Source organism: Leifsonia sp. Leaf264 (genome assembly GCF_001422325.1).
Taxonomy (GTDB): domain Bacteria; phylum Actinomycetota; class Actinomycetes; order Actinomycetales; family Microbacteriaceae; genus Orlajensenia.
Genome location: NZ_LMMR01000011.1, coordinates 64,627 through 88,476 on the forward strand (window position 1 = coordinate 64,627; position 23,850 = coordinate 88,476).

23 protein-coding genes are annotated in these 23,850 nt (G+C 69.7%); 12 read left to right on the forward strand and 11 right to left on the reverse strand.

Annotated elements, in window-relative coordinates:
• Positions 1-61: 61 nt before the first annotated feature.
• From glgA to ASF30_RS21985, 3 genes are all read left to right on the forward strand, one after another.
• Positions 62-1,246 carry a glycogen synthase gene (gene glgA / locus ASF30_RS21975; protein WP_055911782.1) on the forward strand — a complete coding sequence of 395 codons (1,185 nt, stop codon included), beginning with the start codon at positions 62-64 and terminating at the stop codon, positions 1,244-1,246.
• Between the two features lie 35 nt (positions 1,247-1,281).
• The gene (locus ASF30_RS21980; RefSeq protein ID WP_055911784.1) at positions 1,282-2,064 is read left to right on the forward strand and encodes an ABC transporter ATP-binding protein; all 783 of its coding nucleotides are present in this window, start codon (positions 1,282-1,284) and stop codon (positions 2,062-2,064) included.
• Between the two features lie 149 nt (positions 2,065-2,213).
• On the forward strand, positions 2,214-2,465 hold the full coding sequence (locus ASF30_RS21985) for a type B 50S ribosomal protein L31 (RefSeq protein WP_055911786.1): 252 nt from the start codon (positions 2,214-2,216) through the stop codon (positions 2,463-2,465).
• Positions 2,466-2,583: 118 nt separating this feature from the next.
• On the opposite strand, the gene ASF30_RS21990 is transcribed toward ASF30_RS21985, so the two are convergent.
• Together ASF30_RS21990 and ASF30_RS23550 are read right to left on the reverse strand one after the other, a co-directional pair.
• A complete protein-coding gene (locus ASF30_RS21990; protein WP_055911787.1) occupies positions 2,584-2,829 on the reverse strand; it encodes a three-helix bundle dimerization domain-containing protein in 246 nt (81 codons plus the stop codon).
• Between the two features lie 60 nt (positions 2,830-2,889).
• Positions 2,890-4,407 carry an NAD(P)H-binding protein gene (locus ASF30_RS23550; RefSeq protein ID WP_082468272.1) on the reverse strand — a complete coding sequence of 506 codons (1,518 nt, stop codon included), beginning with the start codon at positions 4,405-4,407 and terminating at the stop codon, positions 2,890-2,892.
• A 71-nt stretch (positions 4,408-4,478) separates the two neighbouring features.
• Here ASF30_RS23550 and ASF30_RS22000 point away from each other — a divergent pair, with 71 nt between their 5' ends.
• Complete coding sequence (locus ASF30_RS22000; protein WP_055911790.1) at positions 4,479-5,423, forward strand: alpha/beta fold hydrolase; 945 nt, start codon at positions 4,479-4,481, stop codon at positions 5,421-5,423.
• On the forward strand, positions 5,420-6,526 hold the full coding sequence (locus ASF30_RS22005) for a glycosyltransferase family 4 protein (protein WP_055911793.1): 1,107 nt from the start codon (positions 5,420-5,422) through the stop codon (positions 6,524-6,526). The genes ASF30_RS22000 and ASF30_RS22005 overlap by 4 nt, the downstream gene beginning before the upstream one ends.
• A 4-nt stretch (positions 6,527-6,530) precedes the next feature.
• Here ASF30_RS22005 and ASF30_RS22010 read toward each other — a convergent pair whose 3' ends face one another.
• Entirely contained in the window at positions 6,531-7,379 is an 849-nt protein-coding gene (locus ASF30_RS22010) for an NAD-dependent protein deacetylase (protein ID WP_055911796.1), read from the reverse strand.
• A gap of 95 nt (positions 7,380-7,474) precedes the next feature.
• On the opposite strand from ASF30_RS22010, the gene ASF30_RS22015 reads away from it, so the two are divergent.
• Positions 7,475-8,308 (forward strand): TrmH family RNA methyltransferase, encoded by an 834-nt coding sequence (locus tag ASF30_RS22015; RefSeq protein WP_055911799.1) that lies wholly within the window; start codon positions 7,475-7,477, stop codon positions 8,306-8,308.
• 4 nt (positions 8,309-8,312) lie between these two features.
• A complete protein-coding gene (locus ASF30_RS22020; RefSeq protein ID WP_055911802.1) occupies positions 8,313-9,548 on the forward strand; it encodes a D-alanyl-D-alanine carboxypeptidase family protein in 1,236 nt (411 codons plus the stop codon).
• Positions 9,549-9,586: 38 nt separating this feature from the next.
• Here the strand turns inward: ASF30_RS22020 and ASF30_RS22025 are convergent, their stop codons facing one another.
• Complete coding sequence (locus tag ASF30_RS22025; protein ID WP_055911805.1) at positions 9,587-10,402, reverse strand: SGNH/GDSL hydrolase family protein; 816 nt, start codon at positions 10,400-10,402, stop codon at positions 9,587-9,589.
• A gap of 153 nt (positions 10,403-10,555) precedes the next feature.
• Here ASF30_RS22025 and ASF30_RS22030 point away from each other — a divergent pair, with 153 nt between their 5' ends.
• Positions 10,556-12,364 (forward strand): DEAD/DEAH box helicase, encoded by a 1,809-nt coding sequence (locus tag ASF30_RS22030; RefSeq protein WP_055911808.1) that lies wholly within the window; start codon positions 10,556-10,558, stop codon positions 12,362-12,364.
• A 319-nt stretch (positions 12,365-12,683) separates the two neighbouring features.
• Here ASF30_RS22030 and ASF30_RS22035 read toward each other — a convergent pair whose 3' ends face one another.
• The gene (locus tag ASF30_RS22035) at positions 12,684-13,052 is read right to left on the reverse strand and encodes a VOC family protein (protein WP_055911811.1); all 369 of its coding nucleotides are present in this window, start codon (positions 13,050-13,052) and stop codon (positions 12,684-12,686) included.
• A 63-nt stretch (positions 13,053-13,115) separates the two neighbouring features.
• On the opposite strand from ASF30_RS22035, the gene ASF30_RS22040 reads away from it, so the two are divergent.
• Together ASF30_RS22040 and ASF30_RS22045 are read left to right on the forward strand one after the other, a co-directional pair.
• A complete protein-coding gene (locus ASF30_RS22040; RefSeq protein ID WP_055911814.1) occupies positions 13,116-13,577 on the forward strand; it encodes a MarR family winged helix-turn-helix transcriptional regulator in 462 nt (153 codons plus the stop codon).
• 86 nt (positions 13,578-13,663) lie between these two features.
• Positions 13,664-14,104 carry a GNAT family N-acetyltransferase gene (locus ASF30_RS22045; RefSeq protein ID WP_055911817.1) on the forward strand — a complete coding sequence of 147 codons (441 nt, stop codon included), beginning with the start codon at positions 13,664-13,666 and terminating at the stop codon, positions 14,102-14,104.
• A gap of 57 nt (positions 14,105-14,161) precedes the next feature.
• Here ASF30_RS22045 and ASF30_RS22050 read toward each other — a convergent pair whose 3' ends face one another.
• Both ASF30_RS22050 and ASF30_RS22055 read right to left on the reverse strand, forming a co-directional pair.
• Positions 14,162-14,764: a dihydrofolate reductase family protein gene (locus ASF30_RS22050; protein WP_055911820.1), complete on the reverse strand. Its 603-nt coding sequence runs from the start codon at positions 14,762-14,764 to the stop codon at positions 14,162-14,164.
• Between the two features lie 110 nt (positions 14,765-14,874).
• Positions 14,875-15,201, reverse strand: a complete 327-nt coding sequence (locus tag ASF30_RS22055; protein ID WP_055911823.1) for a DUF732 domain-containing protein — start codon at positions 15,199-15,201, stop codon at positions 14,875-14,877.
• A gap of 296 nt (positions 15,202-15,497) precedes the next feature.
• On the opposite strand from ASF30_RS22055, the gene ASF30_RS22060 reads away from it, so the two are divergent.
• A complete protein-coding gene (locus ASF30_RS22060) occupies positions 15,498-15,977 on the forward strand; it encodes an Lrp/AsnC family transcriptional regulator (RefSeq protein WP_055911826.1) in 480 nt (159 codons plus the stop codon).
• Entirely contained in the window at positions 15,974-17,080 is a 1,107-nt protein-coding gene (locus tag ASF30_RS22065; RefSeq protein WP_055911829.1) for a VIT1/CCC1 transporter family protein, read from the forward strand. The genes ASF30_RS22060 and ASF30_RS22065 overlap by 4 nt, the downstream gene beginning before the upstream one ends.
• Before the next feature lie 131 nt (positions 17,081-17,211).
• On the opposite strand, the gene ASF30_RS22070 is transcribed toward ASF30_RS22065, so the two are convergent.
• The 4 genes from ASF30_RS22070 to ASF30_RS22085 are packed head-to-tail and all read right to left on the reverse strand — an operon-like array spanning position 17,212 to position 23,835.
• Positions 17,212-18,060 carry a DUF3097 domain-containing protein gene (locus tag ASF30_RS22070; RefSeq protein ID WP_055911832.1) on the reverse strand — a complete coding sequence of 283 codons (849 nt, stop codon included), beginning with the start codon at positions 18,058-18,060 and terminating at the stop codon, positions 17,212-17,214.
• 9 nt (positions 18,061-18,069) lie between these two features.
• Complete coding sequence (locus ASF30_RS22075) at positions 18,070-21,474, reverse strand: error-prone DNA polymerase (RefSeq protein WP_055911834.1); 3,405 nt, start codon at positions 21,472-21,474, stop codon at positions 18,070-18,072.
• 13 nt (positions 21,475-21,487) lie between these two features.
• On the reverse strand, positions 21,488-23,086 hold the full coding sequence (locus tag ASF30_RS22080; RefSeq protein WP_055911837.1) for a DNA polymerase Y family protein: 1,599 nt from the start codon (positions 23,084-23,086) through the stop codon (positions 21,488-21,490).
• On the reverse strand, positions 23,086-23,835 hold the full coding sequence (locus ASF30_RS22085) for a hypothetical protein (RefSeq protein ID WP_157497577.1): 750 nt from the start codon (positions 23,833-23,835) through the stop codon (positions 23,086-23,088). The genes ASF30_RS22080 and ASF30_RS22085 overlap by 1 nt, the downstream gene beginning before the upstream one ends.
• Between the last annotated feature and the right edge of the window lie 15 nt (positions 23,836-23,850).

Sequence of the window (23,850 nt, forward strand, 5' to 3'; positions counted from 1 at the left end):
TGCCCTTGCCGATGCGCGGCGACATCTGTATCAAGACCGGCTGATGCCCTAGCGTTGCAGCATGCGCGTCGACCTGCTCACCCGTGAATATCCGCCGGAAGTCTATGGGGGAGCGGGGGTGCACGTCGCCGAACTGGTGAGGGCGCTCCGCGGCGACACCGAGGTGCTGGTGCGCTGCTTCGGTGCTCCCCGCGATGAGGTCGGAGCGTTCGCGTACGGCGTCCCCGCAGAGCTGAGCGCGGCCAACCCGGCGATCACCACGCTGGGCACCGACCTGGCGATGGCCCAGGATGCCGCGGGCGCCAACCTGGTGCACTCGCACACCTGGTACGCGAACGCGGCCGGGCACATCGCGAAGCTGCTGCACGGCATCCCGCACGTGGTCACGGCGCACAGCCTCGAGCCGCTGCGTCCGTGGAAGGCCGAGCAGCTCGGCGGCGGCTACGCGGTCTCGAGCTGGGTCGAGCGCACGGCGTTCGAGGCTGCGGATGCCGTCATCGCCGTGAGCGGCGGCATGCGTCGCGACATCCTGCGGTCGTATCCCGCCATCGATCCCGACCGCGTGCACGTGGTCTACAACGGCATCGACCTCGAGCGCTGGAAGCCGGTTCACGACGAGGCGACAGTGCGCGCCCTCGGCATCGATCCCGACCGCCCGTCGGTCGTCTTCGTCGGACGCATCACGCGGCAGAAGGGGCTTCCCTACCTGCTCCGGGCGGCACGGATGCTTCCCCCCGAGGTGCAGCTGGTGCTGTGCGCCGGTGCCCCCGACACGCAGGCGATCATGGACGAGGTCAGCGGACTCGTGCGCGAGTTGCAGCAGGAGCGCACTGGTGTCGTCTGGATCGACAGGCTGCTGCCGCAGCCCGAGCTCTCGGCCGTGCTGACGGCCGGCACCACCTTCGTCTGCCCGTCGGTGTACGAGCCCCTCGGCATCGTCAACCTCGAGGCCATGGCCTGCGGGCTGCCCGTCGTCGGAACCGCCACCGGCGGCATCCCCGAGGTGGTCGACGACGGCGTCACCGGCCGACTGGTGCCCATCGAACAGCTCGAGGACGGCACCGGGACCCCCATCGATCCCGAGCGCTTCGTGGCCGACCTCGCCGAGGCTCTCATCGCCGTCGTCAGTGATCCCGAGGCGGCCGCCCGCATGGGCGCGGCCGGACGCGATCGCGCCGAGCGCGAGTTCGGCTGGGACCGCATCGCCGCGAGCACGCGAGAGATCTACGACAGCCTCGTCAGCTGAGCGGAACGCCCCGCTCCGACGGATAGCATGGCTGTATGCCGAACGTTGTGCAGCTGTCAGACGTCTCCGTCATCCGTGACGGAAAGCCCATCCTCGATTCGGTGACCTGGTCCATCGACGACGATCAGCGCTGGGTCATCCTCGGCCCGAACGGAGCCGGTAAGACCACGCTCCTGCAGATCATCGCCGCCATGCTGCACCCGACGAGCGGGACCGCCGAGATCCTCGAGGAGCGACTCGGCTCCGTCGACGTCTTCGAGCTGCGCCCGATGATCGGCTTCGCCTCCACGGCTATGGCCCGCAAGCTCCCGAAGAACGAGACCGTCCTCGACGTCGTCATGACGGCGGCGTACTCGGTGACCGGCCGCTGGAACGAGGAGTACGAGGAGATCGACTCCCGCCGCGCCCAGCGCGTCCTGGCCGAGTGGAAGCTCGACCACCTCGCCGATCGCACCTTCGGCACCCTCAGCGACGGCGAGCAGAAGCGCGTGCAGATCGCCCGGTCCGTGATGACGGATCCCGAGCTCCTGCTGCTCGACGAGCCGGCAGCGAGCCTCGACCTCGGCGCCCGCGAGGAACTGCTGCAGCTTCTCGGCGGGTACGCCCGCGAGGCCACGTCGCCGGCCTTCGTCATGGTCACCCATCACGTCGAGGAGATCCCCGTCGGCTTCACTCACGTGCTGCTCATCGCCGATGGCAGGGTGACGGCATCCGGGCCCCTCTCCGAGGCCCTGACCTCGGAGAACCTCACCGAGACCTTCGGCCTGCCGATCGAGGTCACCGAGACCGACGGCCGTTACGCGGCGCGAGCGGTCTGACACCCAGGCGTGGAGTCAGCCGACTGGGCGATCTCTGCTAGACTCGGTAGCTGGCCCTCGAGGCCTGAGCTTTTCGCCGCCCGCGGCGTTCCCGTGGTTTCCACGATCTCAACACAATTCCGTTCCATTCGAAACACAAGGACTCTTCAATGAAGACTGACATTCACCCCAAGTACGAAGCGGTCGTCTTCCGCGACCTCGCGTCGGGCAAGTCGTTCCTCACCCGGTCGACGGTCGGCAGCGCCAAGACCATCGAGTGGGAAGACGGCAACACGTACCCCGTCATCGACGTCGAGATCTCCTCGGAGTCGCACCCGTTCTACACGGGCAAGCAGCGCATCATGGACTCGGCCGGACGCGTCGAGAAGTTCAACCAGCGCTTCAAGAACTTCGGCAAGTAAGCTCCAGCTTCAGCCCGGACAGGAAGGCCCTCGCCATCGGCGGGGGCCTTCCTCTGTTGACGGATGCGGCAACTCGACTGTTGACGGATGCGGCAACTCGACGGAGGTGGGTCTCGGCTCAGGGCTCCAGGCCCGGCGGCACGTTGAGGGTGCCGTCCGAGGCGTTGCCGAACTCGGTGCGGATGCGGTCGCGGGCCTCGTGCTCGACGAGCACGGGCACGAAGTCGCGGATCGGATTGCCATCCAGATTGTGGTGCTCCTCGTCGACGACGTGTTCGACCACTGACGGATCGACGTCGGGGAAGCGTTCCTCGAGGCGTTCGACGACCTTCTCGACCGCTGCGTTCTCTTCGTCGGCGTCCATTGCAGCAGTCAACGCCCGCGGCCGGGCACGTGCAAGCGAACAGCAGGTGAACTACTCGCCTCAGCGCACCGGCCAGGCGCCCGAGGTCGTGAACTCCGGGTCCTTCGTGCGGCGCATGTAGCTCTGGAAGCTCTCGGCCTGCTGGTGGCACCAGTCGACCTGGCGTGCGTGGAGTTCCTCGGCCGTGATCGTCAAGGCGTGCGGGTAGCGGCGGGCGATGGCCTGCGCGACGTGACCGGCCGCGATGGCGTCTGCGCCGGCGTCGTGCGCGTTGTCGAGGACGACGCCGTAGTGCTCGGCGGCGGCCGTGAGGGTGCGCTTGCCCTTGCGGTAGGTGTCGACCGCCTTGTCGATGACGAGCGGATCGACGACGGGGCTGGGGGAGACGAGTCCGGGGATGCCGTAGCGCCGCGCCTCGCGGTCGAGCACGGAGAGGTCGTACGCCGCGTTGTAGGCGACGAGCGGGATGCCGTCGGCGAGGCGGCCGCGGATCGCCGCGACGATCTCGGCGATGGCGTCGGCAGCCACGCGTCCGTTGATGCGCGCGTACTCGGTGGTGATGCCGTGGATCTCGGCGGCTCCGTCGGGGATGATGATGCCCGGATCGACGAGCCAGTCCGTGCGCTCGACCACGACGCCGTCGGCATCGAGCACGGCCAGGGTGGCCGTGACGATGCGGGTGGTCTCGACGTCGATGCCCGTGGTCTCGAGGTCGAAGACGGCCAGCGTGGAGGCCCAGGTCGCGGTGGTTGTGGTGGTCACAGGGTCAGAGTATGCAGGGCCGCCGACATCGCCGGTGAGCCACTCCGCGAAGGTCTCGGTTCCGTTCGCGAGCTCGGGAGCGAGGTTGAGGCCGGTGCGGAAGAAGCCCAGGATCGCCCCGACCGCCGGCACCGGGATGATCGGTCCGCGGCCGCCATGGGCCGATCGCCGCAACGAGGCGATGACGCGCGACGTCAGCACCTCGGGGCCGGCGACGGTGTGCAGGCGCTCGCGCCCCGACGGGACCAGCGCCTCGTCGACCAGCCGGGCCGCGACATCGCGCACGGCGATGGGCTGGAACGTCGTGCCGGTGAGCTCGGTGGTCCAGCCGAACGGCGCGAGGCCGAACAGCTGGTCGACGAAGTCGTGGAACTGGGTGGCCCGCACGATCGAGACATCGAGCCGGGAATCGCGGTACGCGTGCTCCTGCGCCGTCTTCGCCGCGTAGTAGCCGGAGACCCCACGATCGACGGCGATGATCGAGAGAAGCACGAGGCGACGGATGCGGGAGACCCGGGCAGCGGCCGCAACGACGCGCGGTCCTCGGCGCAGCGTGTCCTGCGCCGCGCCGGTGACGCCGTCTGTCGCGTCGATGATCGCATCGGCACCGCTGAAAGCCGCGATGAGTCCGACCCCTGAGACGACGTCGGCCGTGACGTATTCCACACCGGGAATGGAGGCATCCGTCGCCACGGTCCCGCGACTCACGGCCCGGACGCGCACACCCCGGGCCCTGCCTTCCGCAACGACGGCGCGGCCCGCGCGCCCGGTTCCTCCGAGCACGACGATCAGCGGAATGTGCGGCTCGGGAATCATGAGCAGAGTCTAGGTCGGCACGCTCAGCCGTCGTCCAGCCCGCACCGGGAGCGCGGCCTAAACTGGGGGAGATGTCAGCCTCTTCGCCCTACGCCGCGCAGCTCGAGCGCATTCCCGTCGTCGAACGCACGCTCCAGGTGCTCGGATCCGAGACCCGCTACTGGGAGTACGGCGACGCTGCAGGGGATGCTGCGAGCGACGAGACCATCGTGCTGGTCCACGGTTTCCGCGGCGACCACCACGGCCTCGAGCCTGTCGTCGCCCAGCTTCCGGGACGGCACATCATCTCGCCCGACCTGCCGGGGTTCGGCTCGTCGGCTCCATTGCGCAGCGCCCACGACATCGACGGCTACGCGGCCTGGCTGGCCGCCTTCATCGCCGGACTGAACCTCACCGGACGCGTCGTCCTTCTCGGCCACTCCTTCGGCTCCATCATCTCCTCGGCTGCCCTCGCGGGCGGGCTCGCCGTCGACGACGTGATCCTGGTGAACCCGATCGCCGCCCCCGCGTTGCGCGGCCCCCGCGGCGTCATGACGCGGCTCGCCGTGTTCTACTACCAGGCGTCGGCCGCCCTGCCCGAGAAGGTCGGGTTCGCGCTGCTGCGCAACCGCGCGATCGTGCGCATCATGAGCGTGACGATGGTCAAGACCCACGATGCCGAGCTGCGTCGTTTCGTGCACGACCAGCACGACCAGTACTTCTCCGCGTTCAGCGACCGCGACGTGGTGCTCGAGGCGTTCCGCGCCTCCGTCAGCCACGATGTCAGCGAGTACGCCGCGGCCATCCCGACGCGCACGCTGCTGATCGCCGCGGACAAGGACGACATCACCTCGGTCTCCGCCCAGCACGACGTGCAGAAGTTGTTCCCGGATGCCGCCCTCCACGTCATCCCCGACGTCGGCCACCTGATCCACTACGAGACCCCCAAGGAGGCCGCCGAGCAGATCGAGGCCTTCCTGGCCGTGCCTGCAGACGCGCCCGGAGGCTCGGACTCGACGACGCCGGCTGCATCGTGAAGGTCGTCTTCGACGCCCGCTACACGCGGGTCGACCATCACGACGGCATCAGCCGTTACACGGCGAACCTCGTGGCTGAACTCGCGAAGCTGCATCCGGTGACCATGCTCATCAGCGATCATCGCCAGCTCGCGATGCTGCCCGATCTGCCGTGGCAGCTGGTCTCGTCACCGACGAGCGCGACCGAGCCCCTGGTGGCGCGCGCCGTCAACAAGCTGCGACCCGACGTGGTGTTCACGCCCATGCAGACCATGGGGTCGTGGGGGCGTCGCTACGCGCTGCTGCTCACGGTGCACGACCTCATCTACTACCGCAACCGCACGCCCCCGCGCGACCTCGCCGCACCCATCAGGTTGCTCTGGCGGCTCTACCACCTCGCCTGGTGGCCGCAGCGGATGCTGCTCAACCGTGCTGACGGCGTGGTGACGGTGTCGAACACGACGGCGGCCCTCATCGCCGAGCACGACCTCACGCGCAAGCCCGTCACCGTCGTCTCCAACGCCGCGGCGCCCCTGTCAGCGCCGGGTGCCGAAGGCGAGGACGACGCCGCGCTCACGCAGCGCGAGGCACCCGCAGTGCGCCGCCTGGTGTACATGGGCTCGTACATGCCCTACAAGAACGTCGACACCCTCGTGCGCGGCGTGGCTGCCCTGCCCGGCACCGAGCTGCACCTGATGAGCCGGGTGAGCGATGTCGAGCGCACGCGGCTGCAGAGGCTCGCCCCGTCGGCGCTGCTCGTCTTCCATGACGGCGCGACCGATGCCGAGTACGCCGAGACCCTGCGTTCGGCAACGGCCCTCGTGACGGCCTCGCGTGACGAGGGCTTCGGTATCCCGCTCGTCGAGGCCATGAGCGTCGGCACGCCCGTGGTCGTGAGCGACATCCCGATCTTCCGCGAGATCGGCGGTGACGCGGCGCTCTACTTCGACGTCGATGACGCGAAGGCCCTCGCCGCAGCCGTGAAGCGGCTCGACGACCCCGCCGAGTGGCAGCGCCTGTCGGCGCTCGGCCTCGAACGGGCGGCGACGTTCACCTGGGCGGCATCCGCTCGCACCCTGCTCGGGGTTCTCGAGGAGACGGTGGCCAGGCGCCGCCACCGCTGACGCCTCAGGCTGCGAGCTGCTCGGCGATCGACTGGAGTACCTCGGTGGTACCGGCGTCGATCTTCACGGCTGCCCGTCCGTCGCCCTTGGTGATGCCGCGGTTCACGACGATGATCGGCGTGCGCTGTCGGCGCGCCTGCTCCACCAGGCGGATGCCCGAGTTCACCACGAGAGACGATCCGGCGACCATCAGCACGTCGGATGCCGTGAGCATGGCCTGCGCCTCGCGGAACCTCTCGCGCGGCACGAACTCGCCGAAGAACACGACGTCGGGCTTGAGCATGCCGCCGCACACAGTGCACTCGGGCACGATGAACGCGTCGATCTCCGTGACGTCGGCGTCGCCGTCGGGGGCGAGTCTGGCCGCCTCGTCCTCGGTGAGCCAGGGATTCGCATCCGCCAGCCGCTGGGCGATGTCGGCGCGGGCGAAGAACTGCCCGCAGTGCAGGCAGACCACGCTGTCCATCGAGCCGTGCAGCGGCACGACCCGGGTCGATCCGGCGCGGGTGTGCAGGCCGTCGACGTTCTGGGTGACGATGCCGCTGACTGCTCCGGATGCCTCGAGCCCGGCCAGCAGTCGATGGCCGGCGTTCGGGCCGGCCTGCGCGAATCGCCGCCAGCCGAGGTGGCTGCCTGCCCAATAGCGACGGCGGTAGCGATCGTCGGCGAGGAACTGCTGGAACGTCATGGGATTGCGGACAGGGGCGCCGGCTCCGCGGTAGTCGGGGATGCCGGAGTCGGTCGAGACGCCTGCGCCGGTGAGCACCAGTGTCGAGCGCCCGCGCATCAGGTCGACTGCAGCGCTCACCCCCACGCGCTGTTCGTCGCTCAGTTCCAGTACCGTCTCGGTCACAACTCTCCTCTGCCGGTATGACGAGTCTAGGCACTTCAGTTTTCCGATTTGTTTCGGCGGGCTGCGACGATGGGGGTACCGAACGAGGGGAACCCGTGCACGTCATCCGCATCACCGACCTCGAGGCCGACGGCCTCGCCGACTACGCGCGTCTCACCGACGTCGCCCTGCGGAAGGTCACCGAGCCCGAGGGCGGTCTCTACATCGCCGAGTCGACCAAGGTCATCACCCGGGCTCTCGCCGCCGGTCACGTGCCGCGCTCGGTGCTTCTGCAGGAGAAGTGGCTGGCCGACGTCGAGCCGCTGCTGGTGGACTTCCCCGACGTTCCCGTCTTCGTGGGCGATGCGGCACTGCTCGAGAAGCTCACGGGCTACCACCTGCATCGCGGCGCCCTGGCCGCCATGCACAGGCCGGAGAACCCCTCCGTCGCCGACCTCCTGAAGGACGCGCGCCGTGTCGTCATCCTCGAGGACATCGTCGATCACACCAACGTCGGGGCCATCTTCAGGTCGTCGGCGGGGTTGGGCGTCGATGCCGTGCTCGTGACGCCACGCTGTGCCGATCCGTTGTACCGACGGAGTGTTCGGGTCAGCATGGGCACGGTGCTGCAGGTGCCGTGGGCGCGTCTTCCCGAATGGGACGAGGCGGCGACCATCCTCCATGACGCCGGCTTCGAGATCGCGGCCCTCGCCCTCGCCGACGACGCCGTCAGCCTGCCCGACTACGCGGTCGACCCGCCCGCGCGCATAGCGCTGGTCTTCGGCAGCGAGGGCGACGGACTCAGCCGCACGGCTCTCGCCGCCGCCGACACCGTGGTCACCATCCCGATGCTGCACGGTGTCGATTCCCTCAACGTCGCATCCGCCAGCGCCGTCGTCGCGTACGCCCTGCGCGTCGACCGGGAGCACAGGTCGGCCGACCTAGACTGATCCGATGCCCCTCTCCCGACGCCAGGTCTATCGACGTCGCAGAATCGTCGTGTTCAGCGCTCTCGCCATCGTTCTCGCCGCTGTCATTTACAGCACCACCACCCTGACGGCCGCGGTTCCCGCGACAGCGGCATCCGTCACCCAGCCCACGATCGCGGCCCAGCCTGCCGCCCAGCTGACGTGGCCCGACTTCGGCAGCGGTGCTGTCGGAGCCGTCGGCTTCGACGGACTGCTCGGATCGCACGGCGACCCTGACGCCGCGGTGCCCATCGCGAGCATCACCAAGGTGATCACGGCGCTCGTCGTGCTCGACGCCAAGCCCATCGCAGCCGGCGAGGAGGGTCCGACGATCACCTACACGGATGCCGATGTCGACATCTACTACGAGCAGGTGGCGGAGAACGCCTCGGTGGCCCCGGTCTCGGCGGGCCTCGAGCTGAGCGAGAAGCAATCGCTGACGGTCATGCTCCTGCCGTCGGCGGGCAACTACAGCCAGTCGCTGGCCATCTGGGCCTTCGGATCGGTGGACGCGTACCTGGATGCCGCCCAGAAGTGGGTCGCCGACCACGGCCTCACGAACACCACCGTGGCAGACACCAGCGGTCTCTCCGACGACAGCGCGAGCAGCCCGACAGATCTCATCGCCCTGGCCAAGATCGCCGTGGCCGATCCGACGGTCACCTCGATCGTGTCGCAGAAGAGCGCCGACATCCCGGGCGTCGGAGTCGTGCAGAACACCAACAAGATGCTGGGCAGTCACGGTGTCGACGGCATCAAGACCGGGACCAACGACAACTCGGGTGCCACGCTCCTGTTCTCGGCGAAGTACACCGTCGGATCGCAGACCGTGACAGTGGTCGGAGCCATGCTCGGCGGCGCCTCGATGGGCGACCACGACGTGCTCGACGCGGCCGTCGGCACCCTTCTCGACGGCGTGGCCGCCGGATTCCACGAGGTGCCGTTGACGACGGCCGGGGCGCCATCAGCCACCTACGCCTCGCCCTGGGGCGACACGGCGACGGCGGTCAGTGCGAAAGACGCCACAGCGCTCACCTGGTCCGACACCGCCGTGAGCGGCGTGGCCGAGGCGAAGACTGTGCGCAAGGCCGATGATGGCGACACCGTCGGAGCCCTCACCTTCACCGTCGGCGCCCAGACCATCGAGGTGCCCCTCGTTCTGCAGGGTTCGATCGACGATCCCGGAGCCGGCTGGCGACTGACCCACCCGGGCGAGCTGTAGCCGGAACCGAGCAGTTCCGGGGGAGCGGCGCCAGCCGATCAGCTGACGGAGTCCGGGTCCAGAACCTCGTAGGGAACAGCATCCGGACGCTTCGGCAGCACGTGGTCGCCTGACGACTGGTGGCGGATGCGGCGCAGGACCCACGGCACGAGGTACTCGCGTGCCCACTGGATGTCCTCGCCGCGCGCCTGGCGCCAGGTCGCGGCGGGGAGCGGTTCTGGCCTCATCGGCTCGAGAGAGTTCTCGACGTTGAGCGAGGACAGAACGAGACGTGCCACCTCGTGGTGGCCGAGCGGGTTGAGGTGCAGTCTGTCGGGCGCCCACATGCGGGTGTCCTGGATGGGGGTGAAGCCCCACTGGTCGGCGACGACGCAGTCGAACTTCGCGGCGATGGTGCGGATGTTCTCGTTGTAGATCGCCACCTTGCCGCGGATGCCGCGGAACACGGGGGAGAAGCCGACATCCGTCGCCGTGAAGATCACGACGGTGGCGCGGTCGCTGGTGAGGCGCTCGATGATCTTCTCGAAGGTCGCCGACACGAGGTCGGGGTCGGATCCGGGCCTGATGACGTCGTTGCCGCCGGCCGAGATCGTGATGAGGTCGGGGTGTAATGCCAGCGCCGGCTCGACCTGCTCATCGAGGATCTGCTGGATGAGCTTGCCGCGCACCGCGAGATTGCCGTACGCGAAGTCGTCCGAGCCCTGGGCGAGCACCTCGGCGACACGATCGGCCCAGCCGCGATGCCCACCGGGACGGCTGGGCTCCGGGTCGCCGATGCCCTCGGTGAAGGAGTCGCCGATGGCCACGTAGCGCGACCACGGATGCTGAGGCTCTGAATTCGTTTCTCTCGTCATGGCGTTTCCATTCTGCACACTTCGATCACCATCACGCACCTGTTGCTTCGCGTGCGCGTGATCCTGGCTGACACGCCCGGACGCCACTGCCGGTACGCCCGGAGATCCGCGGGACGGCTCCGGGTGTCGGCGGACTCGGGTAGATTTGGGCCAGTGAGTACACCGCTGCCGGAAGGCCCCATCCCGGGAACCGCAGCGGCAGAGCACCTCTCCCCGGCGTTCCCCGATCGCGCGGCGTGGGGAACAGCGACCAAGCTGCGTGCCTGGCAGGCGGAGGCCCTCGATGCCTACTTCGAGAAGCAGCCGCGCGACTTCCTCGCCGCCGCGACACCCGGGGCGGGCAAGACCACGTTCGCGCTCCGTCTCGCCGCCGAACTGCGCGGTCGCGGTGTCATCGACCGCATCACCGTCGTCGCACCGACCGAGCACCTGAAGAAGCAGTGGGCGGATGCCGCAGCGAGAGCCGGCATCCGACTCGATCCGTACTTCCGCAATGCGCACGGCAGCTACGGCCGGCACTTCCACGGCGTCGCCGTCACCTATGCGCAGGTCGCGGCTCGGGCGGCCCTGCACCGGGAACTGACGCAGTCCGGACGCACGCTGGTGATCCTCGACGAGGTGCACCACGGCGGCGACGCTCTCAGCTGGGGTGACGCCATCCGTGAGGCGTTCGAGCCGGCGACGCGTCGTCTCTCCCTCACCGGAACGCCGTTCCGTTCGGACACGGCACCGATTCCGTTCGTGGACTACGCCCCCGACGAGCACGGCATCCGCACCTCGCAGACCGACTACAACTACGGCTACGGGCGGGCCCTCGCCGACGGCGTCGTGCGCCCGGTCATGTTCATGGTCTACGCCGGGTCGATGAAGTGGCGCACCAGGGCCGGTGACGAGATGGAGGCGAGGCTCGGCGAGGGCAACACCAAGGACATCACCTCGCAGGCCTGGCGCACGGCGCTGGAACCGAAGGGCGAGTGGATCCCGGCCGTGCTCCGCGCTGCCGATCGCCGCCTCACCGAGGTTCGCCACACGATCCCGGATGCCGGGGGACTGGTCATCGCGACCGACCAGACCATGGCGCGGGCCTACGCCGCGATCCTGCAGGACATCACCGGCCAGCCGCCCACCGTGGTGCTCTCCGACGAGAAGGAGGCCAGCGACAGGATCGAGCAGTTCGCCGGGAACACCAGCCGCTGGCTCGTGGCCGTGCGCATGGTCTCCGAGGGTGTCGACGTGCCGCGTCTGGCCGTCGGCGTCTACGCGACCAGTTCGTCGACCCCGCTGTTCTTCGCCCAGGCGATCGGGCGCTTCGTTCGGGCCCGCCGTCGCGGAGAGACCGCATCCGTGTTCCTGCCGAACGTGCCGATTCTCATGGCACTCGCAGCGGCCCTCGAGCTCGAACGCGACCACGCCCTCGACCGTCGACGTGACGAGGCCGAGGGCGACATGTACAACCCCGAGGACGCGATGGTCGCTGCCGCGAACCGCGAGGAGCGCGCCTCCGAGGCCCTCACCGACGAGTTCAGCTTCGAGGCGCTGGCGGCCAGCGCCGACTTCGACCGGGTGCTGTTCGACGGTCACGAGTACGGCACCCTCGCCGAGCCCGGCAGCCTCGAGGAACTCGACTTCATCGGCATCCCCGGTCTTCTTGAGCCCGAGCAGGTGTCTGACCTGCTGCGCACCCGTCAGGCGCGACAGGCCCGCCGCGCGAACGAACGTCGCCGCAGCGCACCGGAGGACGCCGAGCCCGAGGACGTGCCGTTATACCGCACGATCAAGGAGCAGCGCACGCTGCTCTCCAGCCTCGTGGGTATGTGGTCGAAGCTCTCGGGCGAGCCGCACGCGATGATCCACACTGAACTGCGGCGGCTGTGCGGCGGTCCCGCCGTGCCGCAGGCCAGTGTCACCCAGCTGCAGGCACGTATCGAACTGCTGCGCAAGAGGCTCGGCCGCTCGCACTGACCGGTGTGCGACGAGCCCGACATCGACCTGGCCCGACGGATCACCGACCTCGGCTCCGAGCTCGGCCTCGACTCTCGGCGCTCCGTGATGACCGCTCCGGCGTGGACGGCCCTCCTGACCGGTGATGCGACGTCGCAGGGCCGCGGTTCTCCCAGGACGGGATCCGGGAGGGCACCGGGCGTGTGCCCGATCTGTGGTTCGGAGACGCCGGGGAGGCCGTCTCCTCGAACCAGCGGTTCCACCTCGAGGTGATCGCCGATCAGGACGGCAACACCGGCGTGATCTGCGTCGCCGCCTGAGGATCTGCCGCGGCCGCGGCTCAGGAGCGGTCGTGGAGCGTGATGTTGTAGCCGTCGAGGTCGGCGAACGTGAAGGTGCGACCGAACGGGCCGTCTATGGGAGCCGAGACGATGGTGTGCCCGTCGGTTGCGAGGGCATCGTGAATGGCCTGCACGTCCGTGGCGTTAAGCCAGATCGCGGCGCCGATCCCGGGCTGGGGGACCGAGGACAGATCGGTGCCCGGCACGATGTCCCGGAGGGCGAACGCGACCGGCGTCGTCTCGAAGACGACGGCATGGGGTGGTCCGGACTGGGAACGGACGAGACCGAGGTACTGCTCGTAGAACGCCCGGGAGGCGTCGAGGTCGCGTGTCTGGAGCGAGATGAAGTCGGGTCCGGTGACGGGCATGGGTGGAACTCCTTGTCGGCGTGTCAGTTTTATGACACACCACCACTATGTCAGAATACTGACATGAGTCACGTCGACGATGGAATCGAGCTCGAGACCTCCCTGGGCTACCTGCTCAAAGAGGCCTCCAGCGCATTGCGGATGGCCATGGAGGCCGTGCTGCGGCCACTCGGCATGACGGTGACGCATTACTCCTGTCTCGAACTGCTCTCTCAACGCCCGGGCCTGTCGAATTCCGAACTCGCGCGCGGAGCCTTCGTGACGCGACAGTCGATGAACGTGCTGCTGCAGACGCTGGAGCGCGAGGGTCTCGTGACCCGCCCGGCCGAGGCTCCGGTCGGGAAGGTCCTGCCCACCCGGCTCACGTCGCGGGGTCGGCAGAGTCTAGAGAAGGCATCCGTCGCCGTCCGATCCGTGGAGCTCCGGATGCTGCAGGGCATGTCGCCGCAGGAGCAGACCGCGGCGTTCGTCGTCCTCCAACACATGGTCCGGTCCCTCCGGGCCGGGGACGACAGCGGGGCGTAGGGGCCCCGGGTCGGCACCGGCGAAGCAGTCCAGTTGCTTCGGATTGGCTGTCGCGGGCAGCGCCTGACGACTGATTGCATCGATTCATGCACGATGACCTGCTCTTCTCCTCCGACCCTGTTCGCATAGACGTCGATCGCGTTCATCAGTGGCTCTCCGACGAGTCGTACTGGGCCCGCGGCCGCACGCGAGAGGCGCATGAGGTGGCGATGGCCGGATCACGGAACTACGGCGTCTTCGATGCCTCGACCGGTGCCCAGCTCGGTTACGCACGCGCGATCACGGATGGCGCGACGTTCGCCTGGATCGCAGATGTCTTCGTCGACTCTGCGGCGCGAGGCAGGGGAGTCGGCGTGCACCTCATGAAGGGGATCATGGCGGACCTCGAGCCGCTCGGATTGAAGCGCACGGCTCTCTTCACGGCCGACGCCCACGGACTCTACGAGAAGTTCGGTTTCCACCGGATCACGGATGCGGAGTCGTGGATGATGCGCTGGGGTGCGGGTTACGGGCCCACCGCGGTCTGACCTCGGTGGTCGGTGTCATCGTCGACGCCGCGCCGCAGCAGGGTCAGGCCGCAGGGCTCAGCTCACGCGGCGATAGCGGATGTGGGTCGCCAGGGACGAGTGCAGCAGCTCCACGGGCTCGAACCCGAAGTCGACGCCCTCGAAGATCCGCTCGCCGGAACCGAGCAGCACGGGGGCGACGTCCAGCGTGAGCTCATCGATGACCCCGGCGGTCAGGGCCTGCCTCACCGTGGCAGCACCGCCAGCGATGTCGATGCCGCGGTCACCGGCAGCCTCGACGGCGAGGGCGTACGCGGCGTCGAAGCCATCGGTGACGAAGTGGAACGACGTGCCGCCCTGCATCTCGATCGGCTCGTGCGGGTGATGCGTGAGAACGAAGACCGGCGCGTGGTACGGGGGCTCGTCTCCCCACCAGCCGCGCCAGTCCGGGTCCCACTCGCCGCGGTCCGGCGAGAACATGTTGCGCCCCATCACGTAGGCGCCGCGGGGCCGCATCAGCCAACCGGCTGCGATCTCGTCGGCCTCGTTCGCACGCTCGTCGCCCATATGCCACCGGTGGAGCTCGATCCCGCGCGTCCCGAGCCCCTGCGCGAGGCTCTGGTCGGGCCCGGCGACGAACCCGTCGAGCGAGATCGACATGTGGCAGGTGGTGTCCGACATCCGTGCCCCTTTCGCACGCGATCGCCTGGCGCGATCACTCGTCCGCAATCTACCCGAGGGTCATCGCGCGGTGACGGAGAACGGCGGCCCGCCAGCCGGATCCCGGGCACTCACCCCGCTGCGACGGGCAGGTCGTCCACGAAGTCGGGACAGTAGGCCGACACCGCTGCCGTCACGGCGAGCGCCGAGGTCGCGTCCGACAGGCCGCTGCCCTTCATCGCCATCAGGCTGAGCTTGTAGCCGTCGTCGGGCCCGATGTCGAACAGTGCGCAGAGACTGGAGGCCTCCTTGTCGAGCTCGGCGTGGCTCTGCCCTGCCAGTCCCGGCGTGGAGAGGGCGAACGCGTAGAACGACCCGTGGTCGGATGGCGCGTCCGGTGCGGCACTGCAGCCCGCCAACAGGAGGACGGCGGCCACGACGGGGGCGATGCGTTTCATGAACCCGACAGTAGGCCGTGGACGCGTTCCGCCGTGAGCGCGACTCTCCGCGCTCTGCGCGTTCTCCGCACTGCGCGCGGTGGAACACGCGGACGGCGCCACCAGATCGCCGCCGACGAGCATTCGGCGACCGCCGGCACTTCCGGGCGCTGCTCGCGGGTTCGATTCCCAGCGGTATCGCTTCCCTGGTTACAGCTCTGTTTCGGTCTGCTCGGAGGACTGGGATCGGCGTCGCAGATGATTCCATCACGCTTAGGGTTGATGCAGTATCTTCACCGCGCGAAAGGCAGTTCGACATGGATTCGAAGAAAACCGACCTCGATCGCATCGATCGTGGCCTGTTGCGAGCCCTGTCGGTGAACGCGCGCGCGTCGGGATCGATGCTCGCGGCCGAGGTGGGAGTGGCCGAGTCGACAGTATCGTTGCGGCTGCGGCGCCTGCAGGCCCTCGGGCACATCCGCGGCTACCACGCGAACATCGACCTCGCCACGTTGGGCGCGTCGCTGCAGGCGCTCATCGCCGTGCGGCTGGCCAAGCACGCCCGCGACGAGATCGACGCCTTCAGGGCGGCAGCGCCGCACCTGCCCGGGGTCATCAGCCTGTACCACATGGCCGGCGCCGACGACTATCTGCTGCATGTCGCCGCCCATGACGCCAACGAGCTGCGCGACTTCGTGCTGACCCACCTCACCGGCCACCCGGCCGTCGCCCACACCGAGACCAACCTCATCTTCGAGCACGCCGACGGCGACGGCTGGCAGGAGCTCCTCAAGTGACGACCCCCGACAACCCGACTGCGGCCGCATCGGAGCGCAGCAAGCGGGACCTCAGGCGCTGGCGGCAGTATCTCGCCAACGAGCGTGCCGAGGCCGCTGTCTACCGTGAACTGGCCCAGCGCCGAACCGGCGAGGAGCGCGCCATCCTGCTGGCCCTCGCCGACGCCGAGGGCCGTCACGAGGCGCACTGGGCCGATCTGCTGGGCACGGATGCCGGTAGGCCCGTCGCGGCCGACGTGCGTACGCGCCTGCTGGCCGTGCTCGCCCGCCGCTTCGGCTCGGTGTTCGTGCTCGCCCTCGCGCAGCGCGCGGAGTCGCGTTCCCCGTACGACTCCGACCCGCACGCCACCGCGGCCATGGCGGCCGACGAGCGCATCCACGGCGAGGTCGTGCGCGGTCTCGCCGCACGCGGGCGCAAGCGCCTCTCCGGCACCTTCCGCGCCGCCGTGTTCGGCGCCAACGACGGCCTCGTCAGCAACCTCGCACTCGTCCTCGGCATCGCGGCGACGGGAGTCTCGACGGGCTTCGTTCTGTTCAGCGGCATCGCGGGACTCCTCGCCGGAGCCCTGTCGATGGGCGCCGGCGAGTACGTGTCGGTCCGATCGCAACGCGAACTGCTCGAGGCCTCGACGCCGGACCCCGAGGCGCAAGGCGTGCTGCCCGACCTCGACGTCGACGCGAACGAGCTCGCCCTGGTCTACCGCGCCCGCGGGATGACCGAGGAACGCGCCATCGTGCACGCCACCCAGGTGCTCGCGGCCATCCGTGCCTCGGAGGCGGCGCCGGCGACTGGCCCGATCGGCACCCCCGACGACTACGAGTCCGTCGGCACCGGTCTGGCCGCCGCGGCGTCGAGCTTCTGCTTCTTCGCTTCCGGAGCTCTGATCCCGATCCTGCCGTTCATGTTCGGCATGCAGGGACTACCGGCCATCATCGTCTCCTCGGTGCTCGTCGGCATAGCGCTGCTGATCACCGGAGCCGTCGTCGGCTTGCTCTCCGGGGCTCCGCCCCTGAAGCGCGCGCTGCGCCAGCTCGCGATCGGCTTCGGAGCCGCCGCCGTCACCTACGTGCTCGGACTGGCGTTCGGCGGCAGCGTCGGCTGAGCGCCACTCGCCCGCGGAGCGGCAGGAGCGAAGCGACTGCCGCAAAGCGCGTTGCGTTGCGCCGGACCTCCGTCTCGACGCGCTCGCTTCGCTCACGTGCCTCTGCGAGCGGGGATGGCGACGACCATGCGCTACTGCTGCGTCGGCGCCGTCACGAAGTCGATGAGCTGCTCCACGCGCCCGAGCAGTGCCGGCTCGAGGTCGGCGTAGCTGCGCACCTGCCCGAGGATGCGCTGCCAGGCCCGCGCGATGTCGGCCTGCTCGTCGTGCGGCCAGCCGAGCGCCTGGCAGATGCCGTGCTTCCACTCGATCGACCGCGGGATCTCCGGCCAGGCCTCGAGGCCGACGCGGGCCGGTTTCACGGCAGCCCAGATGTCGATGTACGGATGCCCCACCACGAGCACGTTCCGCCCGTGCCGGCCGCGCATCACGGCCTCCGCGATGCGGCTCTCCTTGGAGCCGGCGACGAGATGGTCGACGAGAACGCCGATGCGGCGGTCCGGCGTCGGCGAGAAGTCGTTCACGATGGCGTCGAGGTCGTCGACGCCCTCGAGGTACTCGACGACGACGCCCTCCACGCGCAGGTCGGCGCCCCAGACCTTCTCGACGAGTTCGGCGTCGTGGCGCCCCTCGACGAAGATGCGGCTCGGTAGGGCGACGCGTGCCGGCGTGTTCGCGACGGCGAAGGAGCCCGATGCCGTCCGCATCCGCCCGGCCGGCTGCTTCGCCTTGGGCGCCGTCAGGACGACGGGTTCGCCGTCGAGCAGGAACCCCGGGCCGAGGGGGAACAGTCGATGCTTGCCGAAACGGTCCTCGAGGGTCACGATGCCCTTCTCGAGCCCGACGACGGCGCCGCAGAAGCCCGTGGCCGCCTCCTCGATCACGAGGTCGCGCACGGCCTCCTGCTCGGGGATGACCTTGCGTCCCGCCGCCCGCCAGTCACCGGCGAGAACATCCTGGCTGTATCGATCTGGAGTCACCGTTCGACGCTAACGGAAGTCGCGCGAGCGGCCGTGCACCGCGACGGCGAGTGGCTCGAACTTGTCGGCCACCAGGTTGATCACGCCCTCCTCGCTGCGCTCCAGGATGCCGCGCACGACCATGGCCGGGGCTTCGCGGGCTATGCGCCGGTACCGGGTCCAGACGCCGACACCGGCGATCACGTTGAGGGTGCCGGTCTCGTCCTCGAGGTTCATGAAGGTGATGCCGCCGGCCGTCGCCGGCCGCTGGCGATGCGTGACCACACCGCCCACCTCGATCCGCCGTCCCGACTCCGCCGCCCTGAGGGTGTCGATGGCGCGGGCGCCCCGGGCCGAGAGCACGTCGCGCACATGCCGGATGGGGTGGTCGTCGGGGGAGATGCCCGTCGCCCACAGGTCGTAGACCACCTGCTCGACCTCGCTCAGCATGGGCAGCAGCGGGGGCTGCACCACCACGACCGAGCCCTCGAGGAAACTGGCGCGATCCTGGGCGGCATCCCCGGCACTCCACAGCGCCTCGCGACGCTCCAGCCCGAGCCCGCTGAAGGCACCGGCGGCGGCGAGGGCCTCGAGCTGCTCGGTGTTCAGCCCGATGCGGCGCGACAGCTCGGCCATGCTGCGGTACGGCCCGTAGGTCTCCCGCTCGGCCACGATGCGCTCGGCCAACGCGAGGCCGATGCCTCCCACCTCGGCGAGCCCGAGGCGCACGGCGAAGGCTCCGTCGCGGCGGTGCGCCGCGGACTCGTCGGGGCCGCCGCGGTCGAACGTGCCGACCGGTGGCTGCGCCGCCGCGATGCAGGAGTCGCGGCCGGTCGGGCCGGCATCGGTTCCCGGAGTGAGCGGCTCCAGCACGGCGTTCGCCCCCGAGAGCAGGATGTCGGGCCGGCGCACCTCGACGCCGTGCCGCCTGGCATCGGCCGTCAGGGTCTGCGGCGAGTAGAAGCCCATGGGCTGGGCGCGCAGCAGTGCGGCGAGGAAGGCCGCCGGGTAGTGCAGCTTGAACCAGGAGCTGGCGTAGACCAGCAGCCCGAAGCTGATGGAGTGGCTCTCGGCGAAGCCGAAGTTCGCGAAGGCCTCGATCTTCGCGTAGATGACATCGGCCGTCTCCTCGTCGATCCCGTTCTCGGCCATGCCGGCGTAGAGCGTGGCCTTCAGGGTCGAGATCTTCTCGATGCCGCGCTTGGACCCCATGGCGCGCCGCAGCCTGTCGGCGTCCTCGGCCGTGCAGCCTCCGACGGCCATCGCCATCTGCATGAGCTGCTCCTGGAACAGCGGAACGCCGAGGGTGCGCTCGAGCACCGGCTTCAGCTTCGGATGCAGGTAGGTCACCTCCTCCTCGCCGGTTCGACGCCTGATGTACGGATGCACGGCACCGCCCTGCACCGGACCGGGACGGATGAGCGCGATCTCCACCACGAGGTCGTAGAAGTTGCGCGGCAGCAACCGGGGGAGCGTGCCCATCTGGGCGCGGCTCTCCACCTGGAACACCCCGATGGAGTCGGCGCGGCAGAGCATGTCGTAGACGGCCGGCTCCTCCTTGGGGATCGTGGCCAGCGTCCACTCCTCGCCGATCACGTCGCGGGCGATGTCGAAGGTGTACTGCAGGGCGGCGAGCATGCCGAGGCCGAGCAGGTCGAACTTCACCAGCCCCATCCAGGCGCAGTCGTCCTTGTCCCACTGCAGCACGGTGCGGTTCTCCTTGCGGGCGTGCTCGATGGGGCAGACCTCGCCGACAGGCCGATCGGTGAGCACCATGCCGCCCGAGTGGATGCCGAGGTGCCGCGGGAAGGTCAGCACCTGGCCGGCGAGCTCGATGACCGAGTCGGGGATGTCGTGGTCGCCGCTCGAGATCTCGGCGCCCCACCGCTCCACCTGCTTCGACCAGGCGTCCTGCTGGCCGCCGCTGAACCCCAGCGCCTTCGCCATGTCGCGCACCGCCGCCTTGGGGCGGTAGCTGATCACGTTGGCGACCTGGGCCGCGTTCAGCCGGCCGTACTTGCGGTAGACGTACTGGATCACCTCCTCGCGCCTGTCTGAATCGAAGTCGACGTCGATGTCGGGCTCCTCCTCGCGCAGGCTCGAGAGGAACCTCTCGAACGGCAGCCCGTAGAAGATCGAGTCGACCGCGGTGATGTCGAGGGTGAAGCACACGGCAGAGTTCGCGGCCGACCCCCGCCCCTGGCACAGGATGCCGAGCCGACGCGCCTCCTGCACGATGTCGTGCACGATGAGGAAGTAGCCGGGGAAGTCCTTCATCTCGATCACGTCGAGTTCCTTCTCGAGCCTGTCGCGCACGCTCGCCGGGATGCCCGGGTACTTCTCGGCGGCCCCTCGCCAGACCAGCTCGCGCAGCCAGCTCATGGGCGTGTGGCCCTCCGGCACCTCCTGCTTCGGCAGCCGCGGGCGGGCACTGCGCAACGTGAAGGCCAGCTCGTCGGCGTACTGCACGGTGCGCTCCACGGCGCCGGGGAACCTGGCGAAGCGCACGGCCATCTCGGCGCCGCTGCGCAGGTGCGCGCCATCCGCCGCGGGCAACCAGCCGTCCATCTCGTCGAGGCTGAGCCTGGCGCGCACGGCGGCGAGGGCACTCGCCAGCCGGTGCTCCGACGGGGTCGCGTAGTGCACGGCATTCGTCGCCACCACGGGCAGGCCGGCGGATGCCGCGAGTCGGGCGAGCTCGTCGTTGATGGAGCTGTCCTCGGGGTGGCCGTGGTCGAACACCTCCACCGCCACGTTCTCGTTGCCGAACAGCGCGACCAGCCTGTCGAGCTCTGCTGCAGCGGCCTCCGGACCGCTCGCGGCGAGAGCTTGGCGCACCAGGCCCTTGCGGCATCCTGTGAGCACCAGCCAGTGGCCATCGGCCTGTTCGGCCAACTGCTCGAGGTCGTACGTCGGACGACCTTTCTCGGCTCCGGCGAGCTGGGCCGTCGTGATGGCTGCGGCGAGCCTGTGGTAGCCCTCCTCGCGTCGTGCGAGCACCAGCAGATGGCTGCCCTCGGGGTCGGCGATTCCGTTCTGCGGCATGGTGAGGTCGAGCGAGAGCTCGGCTCCGAAGATGGTCTTGACCTCGGGATGGCTCTCGGCGGTCTCGGCGAGGCGCACCACGCCGTAGAGGCCGTCGTGGTCGGTGATGCCGATGCCGACGAGACCGAGCCTCTTGGCTTCCTCGAGCAACTGCTCGGGCGGGCTCGCGCCGTCGAGGAAGCTGAAGGTGGAGTGCACGTGCAGTTCGGCGTACGGCACGATCGGCCCGGTGCTCGCGGGCTCGAGCTCACGCGGCCGGTACGGCTGGCGCTTGTGCGACCACGCCGGACTGTCGCCGCCGTCGCCCGAGGCCGGCGCCCCGGGCCGACGGCTGGCCGAGAGGGTGCGCTCGAGCTCCGACCACGGGATCGGGGGATTGTTGAAGCCCATCAGCCGGCCCCCATCAGTCGTACCTCGCCTCGGCCTGCCAGCGGCCGCCGTCGAGCATCACGAGCCAGGCGTCTCCGGCCTCGTCGACGATCTGCATCCTGTGCACGCGGCGGCTGGCCGCGGCATCCCACCAGCGCTCGACGACGGGCCAGGGTCCGGCCCACGCCTCGACCCGATGCAGATCGCCTGGCCGCGCCGTCGCCGAGAACGCGTACGGAGTGCCGGTGAGCATGCCGCGCTCGTCGACGTCGACAGGGGCGCCGGCCTCGGTCAGCACGCTCACCGGATGCAGCTCGCGGAACACCGTGGCCGGTGCGAGTTCGGGCAGGCTGCCGGGCCAGGGCCGCGCGGCCGAGCGCACGCGCTCCTCGGGAGCGCGGTCGCCCCACGGCACCAGGATCTGCCGTTCGGCCAGCAGCCGGCCGCCGCCGACCACGGCCGTGACGACGCCCTCGTGGCCGAGCATGCTCTGCACCCGCGTGAGCCCGTGATGCACCCGTTCGTCGGGACCGGAGCCCCAGAGGCCCTCCTCGTGATTCCCGGTCCCGTCGACCCTCTCTGGCCGCACCCGCACGCTCGCGATCCCCGAACGCAGTCCGCTGTCGACGGCGCCGCCGCCCTGCAGTTGCCAGCGCACCCTGTCGACCACGTCCGATGCACTGAACCACCGCGGATGCATCCAGCTGCGCTCGGACAACTCACCGGACTCGGCACGCACCTCGATGCGCACGCCGGTGCAGACCAGCTTCGCCTGCGTCAGCGTGTCGATGAAGGCGTCGAGTGCCGCCCGCACGCCGAAGGTCACCTGGTCGATGCGGTCGAGGGCGGGCTCGAACTCGATGAAGGCGTCGAAGTCCCGCGGAGGGGTGCGCGCGACGACCATCCTGCCGTCGTAGCCGCCGGCGATGGCGTGCGCGTGGGCGCCGGCGGCTCCGAAACGGCGTTGCACGTCGACGGCGGGGAGCGCGGCGAAGTCGCCGAGCCTGTGCACGCCGAGGCGGCGCAGCAGCACGGCGAGCCTGTCGTCGACGAGGATGCCGACGGGGAAGTCGGCGAGGAAGGCGGCTGTGCCGCCGGCGTCGACGAGCCGCATCCGCTCGGGGCCGCTGTGACGTGCCGCCTGCTCGGCAGCGAAGGGGCCGTCCGCAACCCCCACCCTGGCGTCGACGAGGCCGACGTCGGTGAGGGTCGCCAGCAGCGCTGCGGCCGTGCGCTCCTCGCCGCCGTAGTAGCGTGCCGGACCGCGGGCCCTGATGGCCGCCGTGCCCGGGCGGATGAGCTGCACGCCCGGAGTGGCCTGCTCGAGTCTGGCCAGCACGGGCTCGAACGCCCGGGCATCGTGCAGCGGATCGTAGGGCAGCACGGTGAGACCCATGCAGCGCGCCTGCGCCTCGCGCACCTTGAGTCCGCGCATCACGCCGTCGCGGCGGGCTGCCGCCGAGCAGGCGTAGACCACCCCGTGCTCGATGAGTGCCACGGGCTCATCGGCTGCGATGCCGTCGGCGCGCATGGCTGCGACCACGGGCCAGTCCGGCAACCACACCACGATGGTGCGACCGAGGGCCGAGCCTGTTCCGGATGCGGCCGATGCCGGCGTCGATACCGCGCCCATCACGCCGTCACAGCCTGCAACAGCGGAGCAGCATCGCGGCGGAGCGGAGCCGCTTCCTGGTCGACGGTGCCGAATCGCTGGCGAGAGTCGGGCAGCCAGAGGCGCACGCTGCGCGGCCTGTCGTAGCCGAGACGCCCGACGGCGGTGACGGTGGCCTCCCGGGCGCCGAGGTGGCCGTGACCCGCGCCGATGCCGGTCCAGGAGCTGCGGCTGATGCTGAGTCGAGCCTCGGCCTGCGGCCACGGCCCGAGCACCACGAGGGCAGCGCCGCGCTGGCGCAGCCTGGCACCGAGCCTGGCCACGTCGGTGTCGCTCGCGCGAGCCGGCGGGCGCAGCACCACGACCGTGAGCACGTCCACGAGAGCCGCCGTGGCCGTGAGCCAGTGCTCCCCGGGATCCGGAACGAGCACGAGTCGCTCCAGGTCGATCCCGAACCGTGCTGCAGCCTCGGCTCCGAAGTCGGGAACGCCGACGACACCGCACCACGCCCCACTGGCAGAGGGTCCGGCCAGCAGGGCCATCGCGAGGGTCAGCGAGCCGTCGATCGAGTAGGCGGAGCCCTGCCTCAGCGCGCCGCTCGGCAGCACGGCCGCCATGGCGGCCGAGGTGGGCAGTGCCGGGCTCTCGAGCGTGGTCGCCTGCATGCCCCGGATGCGGGCCTGGAGCTCCTGCACGCGTGAGCGGGCATCCGCCGCCTGATCGATGTCAGGGGCGGAGGCGACACTGGGGGAGAGCGGAACAGCGGCCACGAGCATCCTTCTAGT

Excerpts from the sequence above, each read along its gene's own strand:
- glgA (WP_055911782.1), top strand. The coding sequence starts at position 62 with ATGCGCGTCGACCTGCTCACCCGTGAATATCCGCCGGAAGTCTATGGG.
- ASF30_RS21980 (WP_055911784.1), top strand. The coding sequence starts at position 1,282 with ATGCCGAACGTTGTGCAGCTGTCAGACGTCTCCGTCATCCGTGACGGA.
- ASF30_RS21985 (WP_055911786.1), top strand. The coding sequence starts at position 2,214 with ATGAAGACTGACATTCACCCCAAGTACGAAGCGGTCGTCTTCCGCGAC.
- ASF30_RS21990 (WP_055911787.1), bottom strand. The coding sequence starts at position 2,829 with ATGGACGCCGACGAAGAGAACGCAGCGGTCGAGAAGGTCGTCGAACGC.
- ASF30_RS23550 (WP_082468272.1), bottom strand. The coding sequence starts at position 4,407 with ATGATTCCCGAGCCGCACATTCCGCTGATCGTCGTGCTCGGAGGAACC.
- ASF30_RS22000 (WP_055911790.1), top strand. The coding sequence starts at position 4,479 with ATGTCAGCCTCTTCGCCCTACGCCGCGCAGCTCGAGCGCATTCCCGTC.
- ASF30_RS22020 (WP_055911802.1), top strand. The coding sequence starts at position 8,313 with ATGCCCCTCTCCCGACGCCAGGTCTATCGACGTCGCAGAATCGTCGTG.
- ASF30_RS22025 (WP_055911805.1), bottom strand. The coding sequence starts at position 10,402 with ATGACGAGAGAAACGAATTCAGAGCCTCAGCATCCGTGGTCGCGCTAC.
- ASF30_RS22035 (WP_055911811.1), bottom strand. The coding sequence starts at position 13,052 with ATGCCCGTCACCGGACCCGACTTCATCTCGCTCCAGACACGCGACCTC.
- ASF30_RS22040 (WP_055911814.1), top strand. The coding sequence starts at position 13,116 with ATGAGTCACGTCGACGATGGAATCGAGCTCGAGACCTCCCTGGGCTAC.
- ASF30_RS22045 (WP_055911817.1), top strand. The coding sequence starts at position 13,664 with ATGCACGATGACCTGCTCTTCTCCTCCGACCCTGTTCGCATAGACGTC.
- ASF30_RS22050 (WP_055911820.1), bottom strand. The coding sequence starts at position 14,764 with ATGTCGGACACCACCTGCCACATGTCGATCTCGCTCGACGGGTTCGTC.
- ASF30_RS22055 (WP_055911823.1), bottom strand. The coding sequence starts at position 15,201 with ATGAAACGCATCGCCCCCGTCGTGGCCGCCGTCCTCCTGTTGGCGGGC.
- ASF30_RS22060 (WP_055911826.1), top strand. The coding sequence starts at position 15,498 with ATGGATTCGAAGAAAACCGACCTCGATCGCATCGATCGTGGCCTGTTG.
- ASF30_RS22075 (WP_055911834.1), bottom strand. The coding sequence starts at position 21,474 with ATGGGCTTCAACAATCCCCCGATCCCGTGGTCGGAGCTCGAGCGCACC.
- ASF30_RS22080 (WP_055911837.1), bottom strand. The coding sequence starts at position 23,086 with ATGGGCGCGGTATCGACGCCGGCATCGGCCGCATCCGGAACAGGCTCG.